This is a genomic window from Desulfamplus magnetovallimortis, assembly GCF_900170035.1.
Classification (GTDB): domain Bacteria; phylum Desulfobacterota; class Desulfobacteria; order Desulfobacterales; family Desulfobacteraceae; genus Desulfamplus; species Desulfamplus magnetovallimortis.
Genome location: NZ_LT828564.1, coordinates 43,083 through 56,842 on the forward strand (window position 1 = coordinate 43,083; position 13,760 = coordinate 56,842).

9 protein-coding genes are annotated in these 13,760 nt (G+C 36.2%); all 9 read right to left on the reverse strand.

Annotated features, from left to right (window positions below; translation table 11 throughout):
* Nucleotides 1-38: 38 nt before the first annotated feature.
* Nucleotides 39-2,639 carry a tetratricopeptide repeat protein gene (locus tag MTBBW1_RS25120; RefSeq protein WP_342743971.1) on the reverse strand — a complete coding sequence of 867 codons (2,601 nt, stop codon included), beginning with the start codon at nucleotides 2,637-2,639 and terminating at the stop codon, nucleotides 39-41.
* Between the two features lie 25 nt (nucleotides 2,640-2,664).
* Complete coding sequence (locus tag MTBBW1_RS25125) at nucleotides 2,665-3,231, reverse strand: Uma2 family endonuclease (protein WP_080809139.1); 567 nt, start codon at nucleotides 3,229-3,231, stop codon at nucleotides 2,665-2,667.
* 2 nt (nucleotides 3,232-3,233) lie between these two features.
* The gene (locus MTBBW1_RS25130) at nucleotides 3,234-4,337 is read right to left on the reverse strand and encodes a hypothetical protein (protein WP_139786900.1); all 1,104 of its coding nucleotides are present in this window, start codon (nucleotides 4,335-4,337) and stop codon (nucleotides 3,234-3,236) included.
* A gap of 315 nt (nucleotides 4,338-4,652) precedes the next feature.
* Nucleotides 4,653-5,207: an acyltransferase gene (locus MTBBW1_RS25135; RefSeq protein ID WP_080809146.1), complete on the reverse strand. Its 555-nt coding sequence runs from the start codon at nucleotides 5,205-5,207 to the stop codon at nucleotides 4,653-4,655.
* Between the two features lie 235 nt (nucleotides 5,208-5,442).
* Nucleotides 5,443-6,843: an asparagine synthetase B family protein gene (locus MTBBW1_RS25140; RefSeq protein ID WP_222424166.1), complete on the reverse strand. Its 1,401-nt coding sequence runs from the start codon at nucleotides 6,841-6,843 to the stop codon at nucleotides 5,443-5,445.
* Entirely contained in the window at nucleotides 6,797-7,306 is a 510-nt protein-coding gene (locus MTBBW1_RS29265) for an asparagine synthetase B family protein (protein ID WP_222424167.1), read from the reverse strand. The genes MTBBW1_RS25140 and MTBBW1_RS29265 overlap by 47 nt, the downstream gene beginning before the upstream one ends.
* A gap of 47 nt (nucleotides 7,307-7,353) precedes the next feature.
* Nucleotides 7,354-8,469: a DegT/DnrJ/EryC1/StrS family aminotransferase gene (locus MTBBW1_RS25145; protein ID WP_080809148.1), complete on the reverse strand. Its 1,116-nt coding sequence runs from the start codon at nucleotides 8,467-8,469 to the stop codon at nucleotides 7,354-7,356.
* A complete protein-coding gene (locus MTBBW1_RS25150; protein ID WP_080809151.1) occupies nucleotides 8,466-9,473 on the reverse strand; it encodes an NAD-dependent epimerase/dehydratase family protein in 1,008 nt (335 codons plus the stop codon). The genes MTBBW1_RS25145 and MTBBW1_RS25150 overlap by 4 nt, the downstream gene beginning before the upstream one ends.
* An 8-nt stretch (nucleotides 9,474-9,481) precedes the next feature.
* Nucleotides 9,482-13,741: a glycosyltransferase gene (locus tag MTBBW1_RS25155; protein WP_080809153.1), complete on the reverse strand. Its 4,260-nt coding sequence runs from the start codon at nucleotides 13,739-13,741 to the stop codon at nucleotides 9,482-9,484.
* Between the last annotated feature and the right edge of the window lie 19 nt (nucleotides 13,742-13,760).

Below are 13,760 nucleotides of genomic sequence, written 5' to 3' on the forward strand. Positions count from 1 at the left end.
CAGTGTACTATCCTTACAGGTCGCAAAAATAGTGGGGGCTACATCATTTCAATATGATTTATGGAACTGTCATATTGATGGGGGAAAAGTGCTGGGGAAGTGTGTAACTTACACATATCTTCTTTTAGATCAATAAGTTCCGGGGTTTTACCAGATAGATAGCGTTCAAAGATTTTAATATATGCCCTTTCAAGATTAAGTGTAAAGCCAAGGGTATCAAAAAGAGGTTCTTTATGGGTATTGTTTTTAAGTTTGTTTTTCAGGCTTCTCATATAATCTTTATTTTTAGCTATTTTAATTGCAATATCACAATATGAATCAAGATTGTCTGTAACAAGTTCTTCAAGACCTATTGCAGTAAGAATACTTGCAGACATTCTGGATGCAAATCTGTTGCCGGTGATGGTAATGACGGGAATTCCGGCATAAAGGGCATCACTTGTTGTGGCAGCTCCTCCAATTTCAAGGGTATCAAGTGCTAAGTCAGCCAGCTTGAGACGTGCAAGGTGTTCATCCAAGGGATATTTAGTGGCAAATACAAGGCGATCTCTGTCAATACCATGTTTTTCTGCATATTGTGCAAGATTTTCACCTGCACCTGTTTTTCCCGGCATGAGCCACAATACACTGTTCTCAACTTCTCTGAGGATATTGAGCCAGGTTGAGAAAATTTCAGGATCTATTTTATAGGGTTGATTAAAGGAACAAAATACAAAGCTGTTTTCAGGAAGATTGAACATTTTTCTATTGACAGGTTTGTCTGATATAACCTTGTTGCGATCATTTATCTGGTAGGTGTGGGGCATGTAGATTGGTTTTTCAGCGTAATTTTCTTCCTGATCCCGTGGCACCACAATCTCGTCAACTATGATGTAGTCAAAGAGATTTCCCCCTGTTGTACCGGCAAGTCCCATATAGCGTACCTGAAGAGGGGCCGGGCGAAGAGCTGCAATCTCCAGACGGCCTCCCTGGGTATAACCCATTAAATCCACAAGGATATCAACTTCATCATCATATATTAAACTGGAAGCTTCACTATAGCTTAAATGCCTTATATCCCTGAATATGTCAGCATGTTCCATAAATCGTTTTCTGTAGGGACTTTTATCATCCTCACCCAGGGAATAGGCATTTATTCTAAACTGGTTTCTGTTATGAAATTTAAATAGATCCGCAAGAAGATGTGCCATGGGATGATCTTTAAAATTTGCTGAAAGATACCCTATGGTGATTGGATATTGTCTCTTTTGTCCATTTTTTTTTCTTTTATGATGATCAAATTTAATATCAAGATGTTTTACATTATCAAGTGTTATAAGTGTAAAGGAATCAGCGATTTTTTTGTTCATAACAGGATCTGGTACCCTTATTATATTCATAAAAGGGGTTTCACCCACAAGGTCACCTTTTGCAAGCTGACCTTCAATGATAGCGTCCATTTTTTTTGATATACGGGAAAATTCATTCCAGTTGCACTGCCATTTTAAAAGATATGCGTAGCGTGTGTTTGCCACAGCAAGATCAGGCTGGAGGTCAAGCGCCCTTCTAAAATGCTTTGCAGAAGAATCATATTCTCCAACCTCCCTTTCACTTTCAGCGAGGTTGTGAAGTGCCTCCACAAAATCCGGGGAGATTTTTGTGGCTTCTTTGAAGTTTTCAAGAGCTTCATCCATTTTTCCAAGGGATTTATAGGATAGCCCTAAATTGTTGTAAGCTTTAAAAAAATTTGGTCTGTTTTTTATTGCCCTTTCAAAAAACGGCATTGATTTACAGTATTCCCCAATATGGTAATGTATAAGACCCATGTTGTTATTTGCCCTGGGGTCATCAGGGAGAATGGCAAGTAATTTCTGGAAATATGGCATGGCACCCTTTCTATCCCTTGCTTCCATAAGTGTTGTGCCAATATTATATAAGATTCTTGTGTCACCGGGGGCTTTTTCAAGGGCTTTTGTAAAGCATAATACAGCTTTTTCTATATTTTCATCTTTTTGGTACAAGTTCCCAAGATTGAAAAGGATTTCAGGGTGATCGGGAAGAAAAGTGAGTGCATTTTCAAGGAGTTTCTTTGCATGGTCACGTTTTCCATCCTTTTCAAGTGCTATGCTGAAATTGACGTTAGTTGCCAAATCCAATGGGTTAAGCTCAATGGCTTTTTTAAAATGCTGGAAGGCTTTTTGAGGCTTTCCCATTCCCATATAGATTGTACCCAAGTTGGTGCGGGCATCGCAAAAATCAGGATTTTTTTTGACGCATAGCTGAAAACTTTTCAGAGCCAGATTGTTCTCTCCAAGTTTCATGGCTGTAAGTCCAAGGTTATAATGGGCATCAATAAAAGATGGTTTGAGTTCAATTGCCTTTTTAAAAGCTTCAAGAGCTTCACAATATTTTTCCATGCTGAAAAGAAAATTCCCAAGATTGTTTCTGTACATGGGGGAAACTGGATTGATATCAATGGCTTTTTTGATAAGCTCCATACTGGCGTCATGATTTCCCGTCTCATGAAGTATACAACTGAGCATATTCATTATATCAGCATTGTCTGGTTGTATCTCAAGGGCCTGGCTGTATAGTTCCAAAGCTTTTTTGTAGTCTGATTTTTTATAAGCTTGATTTGCGTCATGCAGAATGGTGGAAATATTTGTTTTTTTTTCATTTGGCTATTTATATCTTATTATATATTTGTTTAAGTGTTAGTCTGGTATCTATTGATTGTATGTTTATTGTATCTTCTTTTTGTTTATATTCATTTAGATGCCATTTGGCATTGGAGTCATTTTTAGAGAAATATTCAACATGATATTTATATTGATTTATCAATATATAGTCTCTTAAGGTATCAATATTTCTATATGCAGTGAATTTAGAACCTCTGTCATAATCCATTGTGGATTGTGACAAAATTTCTATGATCACAACAGGGTTTGTAATCACGTCATTGCGGTTTGGTATAAGTTTGATCCCACCGCAGACAACACTTATATCAGGATATGTGTAATGGTGTGCCGGATCAATTTCCACCTTCATGTCACTTGTGAAAACGGTGCATTCAGAACCTTGTAATGCCATGCCAAGCTCAATGATGGTATTTGAAGCAATAATATTGTGTGCAAGGGATGCACCAGTCATTGCAAATATTTCACCGTGGAAATATTCATTTTTAACATCTGATGTTTCTTCTGAATAAAAATACTCTTCAGGAGATATTATTTTAGATGATGGTTGTGCCATATTTATCCTTCAAAATGATTTACAGGCTTATTGTTTCCAGATTGGTATATGTATATATGGGAAAGGGAAGAAGCTGCAATAATTAAATCGTCAGAAGTTGTGCTTAATAACTTAATTTCTTTTTTAGAGGCAGGTTCAAGTGAAAAAGATTCAACTATTTCTCCTTCCATATTAATATATTCAATGGAGTTATTGGATATATTTTCCATAATAATGCCATTTTTATAATTTTTTACAAAACAGGTTCCGTCTGGAATGGAAAGTGATTTATGCAGTGAGCCATTCTCCTTGGCATAAAAAAGCAGGTTAAATTTATTGCTGTAAAAATAGAGAGAATCACCTTTCACAAAAGCTGATGATAATCCCATCTCATTGTTAGGTTGAGGATAATTATATGAAGCAGTATCAGAATTATTTAAAACAGGATCAAATGGAGCTATGTAGATGCAGTTAGCTGTTTTGTTGTGGTTGATCTGGTAGCCTTCAATAAATTTATTGCTTTTAAGATCAAAAACAATAATGGCATCAAATAAAGTGCTCACCATGAAAATTTTGGTTCCTGAAATAAAAATATCCTGGCAGCTTTGGATAAATTTGCATTGAAAAGTTTGTTTTATCTCCATTTTTTTATTAAAAAAGATAAGTGAGCTTTGTATTATTGTACAAAAGATATCTTTATATTTATGTAATCTATAAAAATTAATATCGGGAATATTAGAGGTTTTGCTGTTCTTTTCAGTATTGTATTTTTTTGTCTTTAGATCAAGTTGGGTGGTCTGTGTATCATATATAGTTGTCAGTAATCTATTCTTATCTTCCGCCTTTAAAGGATATCTGGAAACTATGTTTTGTTGCTCTATAGTATAATAATAGATTTGGGAAGGTTGTTGCTCTGAGGATCTTTCAGTTGCAAGAAGAAGTGGTTCTGTTTCAATATCAGATGTCGGTAATGCCCCAACTATGCTATTATCTCCATTAGTGGTTGGTACTTGATCATTAAGATTTATTGGTATTGGATCATGAAAATTTTTGAGCGATAACAGACAAGATCGTTTTATAATATTTTTTATAATTTTTTTATGATATTCTTTATAAATAGTATCCATTTCAAAAACCAACTATTTTTCAACCACAGCAACAAGATTATCAAATTGTAATCTGTTTGCATGGTTTATTTTTGTAAAATGAAGATTAGACTCAATCCGTAAATGACCGATTTTTTTTATCTGCTTTGCTATCATGATTCTCATCATAACAGCAAAGCTTTAAAAAACAATAATTAAATTGAATATTTTTTACTCAACAAAATCAGGTGCTTGTGTTTTAAAAAAGTCTAAATGCACACGAAATTTTGAGAAGTAGATCACCTGCTATTTCAGGTAGTTACATTTCATGTGCCGATCTCTGAACTCAGGTTGATTTTAAGAATTAACAATAATTTTTGCAGGATTCCCAAAGGCTTTTTTTCCTGAAGAGATATCATTAACAACAAGACTATTTGCACCTATTATACAGTTATCTCCAATAGTCACTCCTTTGGCAATGATCGCATTAGGTCCAATATAACATTGAGAGCCAATTGACGTTGGGGCATGTTCTATTGTATCTTTTCCTCCACTAATAGCCCATCTAACAGAATCATGTGTATATATTTGAACGCCAGCAGATATAGAACAATTATTTCCAATTATAAGTCCACCTGATCCATCCAATAAGGAAAATGGTCCAATCCAAGTATTGCTTCCTACCTTAACATCACCAATAACAATGGCACTATCATAGATACTTGTCCCTTCGCCAAAACCAAGATATGAAGCTTTTTCCCATCGATCCGTAAAAAGTTCATTTATAGGCAGGCAGCGTTTCCATTGGCTCATTTTATTTCGTCTTAATGTATTTAATAAAGCCTTGATTTGCTTAAGTAGAGTATTTGTTTTAGAGTGTAATGAATTGAGTTTTTTTTTATTTTTACCCATAATTTTTATACTTAAATTAAAATTTATCTTGTTGATAATGATAGCATCTTTGAAGCTTTTAGGTGATTATCATGAATAGATGTACCGATTAAGTACCAACCCACAAATAATCATAGAAAAAAGTCTAAAAACTATCGGATTAATTTTGTTTCGGTACTTATCAAGAGATAAGGCTTGAATAACAGGAGTTTGAAGCAGGGTATGGTATCTGGGATTTTGTTTTACGCAAATCACCTTATTGGTTACTGTCTGGAAAGCCATTGTTTTTACCCGTATTCATATAATTTTTTAACCACCATTCAAAATTGAGTAAAGACCATATCAGCAACCGCCTGTTTTTTTTTCCTGTCAAATGTTCATTCACAAGAGATAAAACTGCTTTTTTATCCATATAATCATATATTCGAGCTTTTGAGTTAAAGAGTTGCTCTTTTACATAGTCTATACTCTCACCTTTAAACCAGGATGCATCAGGTGCTGAGAACCCTTGCTTTATAGCTGTATATATTTTTTTAGGTACGTATCTTTGCATTGCTTTTCTTAAAATCAATTTTCCATCTCTGGTCTTCTGAAAATATTGTTTTGTTTTGCCAGGTTCATTTTCATCAAGCCTGACAACATTTTTAAGATTGCCAAGTTTCATACTGATGGGCACCTGCATGGCAAAATCAACCAGTTCATTGTCAAGAAATGGCACTCTGCTTTCCAGGCCATGTGCCATGGAAAGCTTGTCTTCCACCAGAAGTAAACCATGTAAAAAAGTCTTGGCTTCAAAATACAATGAGCTGTTAACGTAATCTTCCGGTCTTCTGAGTTCATTTTGGTGGTATTTGAAGACATCCTTAAAAATGTCTTTTGTCCAGACGTTCCCGCATCTGTTCCAGATGGGTGAAAATATATTTTTTATCTCCTTATTTGGGATCAAACGTTGCCAGAACAGATAATATTTATCCACATAATCTTCAAAACTGTCGTTTACAACCGCTCTATAGTAACGCCAAGGATAGCCTCCAAACAATTCGTCTCCTCCTGTACCTGACAAAACAACTTTTACAAATTTTGATGCCAACTGTGTGGCATAAAAATTGGGGTAACTTTGTCCTACACGCGGTTCTTCAAGGTGCCAGGCTAATTTGGGAAGAACTCTTTCCATATCACCCGCTTTAAGAACCATTTCGTAATGTTCTGTCTTAAAAATGTAGGACATGTATTCTGACATTACCCGTTCGTCAAATGCAAGTTCAAGGCCTGAAGCAGAGTGGAGGTCAAAACCACAGGTAAAGGTTTTAATGTATGGTAGCTGTTGTGCTGCAATGGCTGTAATTGCACCTGAATCCATGCCTCCACTCAAGAACGCTCCAAGTTCAACATCACTCACTAATTGACGTTTTACTGCTTTATAAAAAAGGCGATCAAGCTCTTCAACGTATTCTTGAGTGTCAGCAGATGGAGTATCTGGTTCCCTGAAATTATAGTCCCAGTAATAACGGAGATCTAAAAATGACGTATTTTTGTTTGAAAGAGTATTTGTTTTTATTGTTGCATAGTGAGCTGCGGGAAACAGCTTAATTCCTTTTATAAGAGTTTTATCAGTAAAAAAAATTCTGGAAGGTAAAATATTCAATAAGCCCTTCAAAATCGACACTCCTTTTGACATCTGGATGCTCAAGGATAGCTTTTTGTTCGGAGGCAAAAATAAAGAGCTTGGGTGTTAATGTATAATAAAGTGGCTTTATTCCATAGCGATCTCTGGCAATAAACATGGTATCATTTAATCTATCCCATATTGCAAAAGCAAACATACCATTAAACCTAATTACACATTCTTCACCCCACTCTATATATGAAATAAGAATTACCTCGGAATCAGTGTTTGAATTAAATCTATGGCCGGCTTGCTCCAATTCAGAGCGTAACTCTTGGAAATTATAAATTTCACCATTAAATACAAGAATAAATTGACCGTTTTCTGAAATCATGGGTTGATGACCTGCAGAAGAAAGATCAATGATAGCAAGACGTCTATGAGCTAATCCTGCAAAGCGGTCTATATAGAAACCTTCACCATCTGGTCCTCTGTGAGAAATAGCATCTGTCATCCTTTTTAAGATGACCTGCGAGACCGGCTCTGTTTTGGTAATATTTATTATTCCACATATTCCACACATAGTTTTTTTATCTCTTTTATTACCTCTGCTTGTTCATTTTCAGTCATATCGTGATACATTGGCAAAGTCAGGCAGTGTTCATAGGCGTATTTACTACCATCCATATCTCCAACTATACGGCATCGAGGATTGTCATAAAATGCTTTATGCATGTGCAGTGCATATGTTCCAATTTGCGTTTCAATCCCTTTCTCTGCAAGTTTTAAAATAATTTGGTTTCTATTTTGCACAAAAATACAGCATGATTGAAATGAATGTCTTCCATTTGTCAGCGTTTTTGGGATTCCTATGGTATCAACTTTTTTGAAAACGTCATAATATTGTGCTGCAAGTTTTCTTCTTCTGACAAGAAGTTCATTGACATGAATCATCTGCCCCAGACCCACTGCTGCTTGAATATTGCTCATTTTATAATTGGTTCCGATATGTTCGAAAGTGGCAGTAGATCTTAACTCTTGTATGTCCATACCAAAATGTTTATATGATTGCATCCATTGTGCAAGCTGATCATTATTTGTCGTTATAAGTCCCCCTTCTCCAGTAGTAATAAATTTTCTGGGATGAAGACTGAATACACTGATATCTGCTTGATTCCCTGTTTTGACTGAATTATATTCAGAACCTAATGAACAGGCTGCATCTTCAATTATATGAAGGTTGTATCTGTTTTTTATTACATTAAGGCTATTATAATCTAACGGGTTGCCAAATATTGAAACTGGCATAATTGCTTTTGTTCGAGGAGTAATTGCGTTTTCAATGGCACTTTTATCAATAAGCATTGTTTGTGGATCTATATCAACAATGACAGCAGTTGCTCCGACAATGTTTACCACTGATGCCGTTGCAGGATAAGTATAATCTGGTATAATTATTTCGTCTCCAGAAGTGATGTTAAGAGAACGCAGTGCTGTCTCAAGCCCTACAGTACAATTACATACGGCTAAAACATGTTTGACTTCAAGATATTTTTGTATTGTGCTTTCAAATTTTTTTGTAACAGTGCCTTCGGTTAAATATCCGCTTTCAAGAACTTTTAAAACCTCTTCTTTAATATTTTCATTAATATAAGGTTTTATTAGTGGAATTTTCATTCTTTCACCTTTGACCGTCTTTTCTGCACAGCATCCTTATGGGAGTCTCTCCATTTAATCAATTCTTTTAAACCTTGTTTCAGCTCTATTTTTGCTTTAAACCCGATCTCTTTTTTAGCCATGTCAGGAGAGCCAACACGGTTTTTTACAAAGGTTAATCCACCGGGAGCATACTCAATTTGCATATCTGAGTTTGTCACTTCAAGAATTAGTTCTGCCAGCTCTTTTATTGATGTTTTAATTCCTGTGCCCACATTGTAAAATGAGTCTGTTACATCTGATTTCATAGCATCAATATTTGCCTGGGCACAGTCTTTGACATAAATGAAATCATATGCCTGGGAACCGTCTCCGTAAACAACCGGTGGCAGACCCTGATCAAGTCTATCAAGAATTTTCATAATAACTGCGATGTAGGTGCCCTGATAATCTTGTCTTGAACCGTATACATTCATATAACGTAATCCTGCATAGTTGAAATATTTTTCCGTATCTTTATAACGATGATACAGTGCACGACACATCTGCTCTCCTGCAATCTTGGTAGCTCCATAAAAATTTGTATTGTTATACGGATGATTTTCTGTGATGGGTTCTTCCACAGCATCCCCATAAACACTTGCCGAGGAGGAGTACACCAGACGTCTGATGCCATTATTGAGCATAGCTTCAAGGACATTGAATGTACCTCCCATATTGACTTCAAAAGCAGAGCGTGGGAAATCATAGCAGTGCAGCAGCCACAGGGCAGCCAGATGAAAAACTCCATCCATGCCTTTCATGGCTGAATCAAGAATGTCTCTATGCAGCAACTCTCCACCAAGATCAAAGACTTTTACCCGTGGATCCATTAATGCATGGGCAATGTTCTCCTCACTACCTCTGGTGAAATTGTCAAAAATACGAATTTCTGCAACATCCTCTTTGGTGAGTAAGTCAACCAGATGAGAGCCAATAAATCCTGCTCCACCAATAACAAGAAATTTCTTTCCATTGATGTCCATGGGGTTCCTTAAAATGTATATATTTTAGATGCTTTAGTGTTACCTTGCTGATACTTTTCATGATTCATTATCAAATCATATGTATACAAACAGCTTTTTATAATATTCTTAATACGAAAATACTTTAGTGCAAATTTTCTGCTTTCCATGCCTGTTTTTACAAGTTTATCTCGATTTTCCACAAGATCTATTATCTGTGCCTCAAGGCTCTCCCTGTCAACAACAATAGAGGGGGCATCCGGATAAAGAGATAATACAAAAGGATCAAGACAGCACATCACAGGGTGACCCAGAAACATGCTTTCCACTCCGCTCAATCCCCATCCTCCATGTAGAGAAGTAAAGGTAATATGACATTTTTGTTTGCGATGGAGGCATTCATTATTAGAAACACCTTTAATTATTTCCACATCAACCGGAAGACCTTTTTTTTGCAATTTTTTTACAGTAGTTTGTAAAAAATCATATCCCTTTAATGGGGAACCTCCAGAGCCTGCTACAATTTTAACTATACCTTCTGGATATTCAGCACAGGGAATATCTTTTTCATCCATATCTCCATATTTACTGAAATAGTAGTGGTGTACATGATAAAAAGATTTGTCAAGAAGTGAAGTGATCGTAAAGTCGTTGGCGGTCAATGCCGCAATGCCAGTTTTTTTATGCCATGCATTGCATTTTTTTCCATTTTCTCTAAGGACAGAGCCGTAATAAGCTACAAGACAATTGCGTGGTGTTACAAAGTTATCAAACTTAATTCCTGGGAAATCAAAAATGTATCGTCCAAAATGGTAAAAATCTGCATTTTTTACAATTTCAATTGCCTCATCATAATCATTACCACATTCATCCAAAATAATATCTTTGTCATAAGAAAAATGATCGTCATGCCAAATAATACATCTTGCTTTATGCTCTGAGTATTTATTGATTCCTCTCATTAACCCGGTAAGTCCGCCTGCTATGTTAAAGTCAGAAATAATACATATATTCATGCCTGTCTTTAAGTGCCACTGATCCGGTGGAATCTGTTTTAGAAAAACATCATTGATTTGAGTTGAAGAAAAAACATTCTGCTCATTATCATTATTTTGCGCTTTAATTTTTTCTAATGATTGAGATTTTTTATGATAACTGCCCTCTTCAATAAGAGTATTGATTTTTGAGTAACACTCTTTGACATTTAGAATTATTTCTGCATCTGTACCCTGTGCAAGAAGATAAGGAATCATATAGTAATAAGGCGATATCTCGGATTCATATCCACCACGATCAATACTTTTATCATCAAGAAGATAACATAGCATCCCATTGGTATACCCAAGAACAAACGTGTTCTCTGGATAGCTGGTAATGTTTTTAAGGCTGATCCCCAATTCTGCTACAGACCCTGCAGGAAAACAGATAAATGTGGAATTATTTCCAATGGATGAGACTAACACATCAAGAGCAAGAGCGTTTGGAAAATCGCCTAAAGGATATGTCGCAGATAATCTTGCTGCCCACTCCCTTATAACAGGGGCTGATAGCAGGTCGTTTTTAAGCTGATTAATTCGATTGATATCAGGAACTTTTTTGAGCCGTAAATACATGGTTTGACTGGTGCAGAAAATGCTTGATTCTGTCAATGGTTTCAATAGAGCATTATCAAGGGCAGTTTCAATGCATTGTGCCATGATCCTGCCATTTTTTTGGGCATCCTGTGATGTGCTGGAAAGGACTTGCTTGCCATTGAGTGTTGACGCCTCCTTTATGTCACCGGATGCCCCCTGAAGATACATGACATGGTCAACCTTACCTGTTTTTAAAAGCTCTTCCCTGAAATATCCCGGAAAATCAGCAGATATATTGTTTTCCATTCCAAGCCCGGTTGGTTGGCAGCCGTGATTGACCATTATAATTTTCTTGTTACTCTTCTTTAGTTCCAACAGAAGAAAAGGGGTGTGTTGATCATAAATTCCAGTCTTATAAGGCTGGAACTCTATTTTTTCGTTTTTTCCAGGTATGCCGTGTACGTTTACTCCAATACTGACATCTGTATTGCCTGAGTAGATATGTGACTCTTCAAGGTTATCATGAAGCATTGATAGTGAATTTCCGACAATACCCGCAATTTCCGTTGCATACTCTTTAAAATATGGACCCATCGTCCTGAATGTATGAGACAATGTTCCTGGTCCGTAATGGGTGTGAGATGCATTTAAGATAATTCTCTCTGATGATATTCCCCATTGTGAAGCAGTATTTCGGATAATTTCCACCATTTCACTGCCAAATCCAAAAATATCTGCTGCAACAAACAGGATTTTTGTCTGGCTTTCATCTTCAATTAAAAGAAGCTGCATTCTCAGAGGAGAGCCCACTCCAATTGCTTTTCTATCTTCTCCTATAATGCCCTGAAGAAAAACCGGATTTTCATCTGATACCTTTGGTGTTATATTGAAATCTCCAAACGAAGTGTGGAAACAGGCAGGAGAATCTGATTCAGATACAACTGGCCTTTTGATGTTATCTATATGTATCTTTAATGAATGGGTATTGGAGTCTTTAACAGGTTCGTTGACAGGTTCTTTTATTGTAATATTTTCGGATATTGCAATATTGCCAGGCTGGAAAATTCCGCCTTTTTTCAAGTTTTTGATAGAATCAAGATAGCATTGGTCATCAGACAGAATCCAGGCAATATTCAGACAGGCCAATGCTGTAATGTTGCCTTTTATTGTGCTCTCTTGCTGCTGGGCGACCATGTTATATGCCAATGCCAGCTTTTTGGTATTTTTTACGTTATCAAGTTCATGCTCAAGATAATTGTTCAATATGACGGCTGTTATTTGAAGAAATGATTTTCCATTGTTTACCTTGAGCATATACTCGGCAATAATTACAAGAGTTGCAAGATTCATTGTTTCGTAATCTTTAGTCAGATCCAGAAATTTTGTAATAACAGCTTCGAGGGATTGGAATGCATCTTTTTTTCTTTCCAGAAAAATTTTATATTCAAGCATTGCTGTTTCAAACTCTTCCGAGTATGTGTTCTGGCGATTTGAAAGAGCATAGATTACTTTTTCAAGAAGATCCCATCTATCTGCCCTCTCAAGAGCTGATAGAAGAGGTTCGTGAAGTTCGGTGTTTTTGAGAAACGCTTCCTGACACCTGTTCCATAATTTTTCATAATCATCAAATCTTTTTAGTGCTATGTAGGCACTCATTAGCCAGAATTCAAGTGCAGATACTGCATCGGAAGTTGTGGTGGAGACCAGACAGGTATTGTTAACCTGTATAATCTTTTCAGAAACAGAATCTTTAGCTGAGGATCTGTTTTTCTGTTGATCAACAGACCGGATAAAGGCTTCCCCGCCTTCAATGACAATATTATGATGATTGAGGAAGTATCCTGTACAGGCAAGATCATAAAGAAGATCTGTTTCATCAGGAAGTTTCTCAAGTCCCTCCTGTACAATCTCAAGAGCAGTATCATAATCTTCTTTATCTATTAAAGTTATAGACAGTATGTGATAGATTGAGTAATAAAAATGGATATCGGCATCTTTCTCTTGTACGGTTTTAAGCAAATCAAGACATCTTTTTGCATACTCAATGCCTTTATCCTCCTCGTTCATCTGCATACATAGCTGACTCAGATAAAAATATGCATGATAATCATCAGTATTTTGTTCCACTCTGCGATGCAGAAGATAGGATGTCCTTTTATATCTCTCCTGCATCTTCTCTTCAGGCAGTGCATATCCATAGTGGAAAAGATTTAGATCAAGTTCACCAGCACCCCCTTTGTATTCAGGCGTATTATGCACAGTTCCTCTGTAAATAAAATCCGCATTATTTCTGAAAAAGCGTACACGCTTGATTGTATTGGTAACTTCACCAGCTATGTTTTTTTCCAGAACAGGAATAAACAATGCATTTTCATTTTTAGATTTTTTCTTTAATGTCTCTTTTAATTTGTTTTTTGTAATAGCAGTTGCATCCAGTTCTTCATCAGCATCTATGACAAGTATCCAGTCTCCGGTTGCATAGCTGATCGACTGATTTCTGTGTCTGCTGAAATCATCTTCCCAGGGATGGTGGAATATTCTTGTATTAAAAGATTGTGCAATTTTAACTGTTCTGTCTGTTGATCCTGTATCAACAATGATAATCTCGTCCACAAGATGTTTAATGCTGTTGAGGCATCGCTCAAGCATTGCTTCCTCATTTTTTACGATCATGCAGGCAGATAGTTTTATATTTGTTGTTTTCTTTTTTTTCATAAATATTTTCCGATGATTT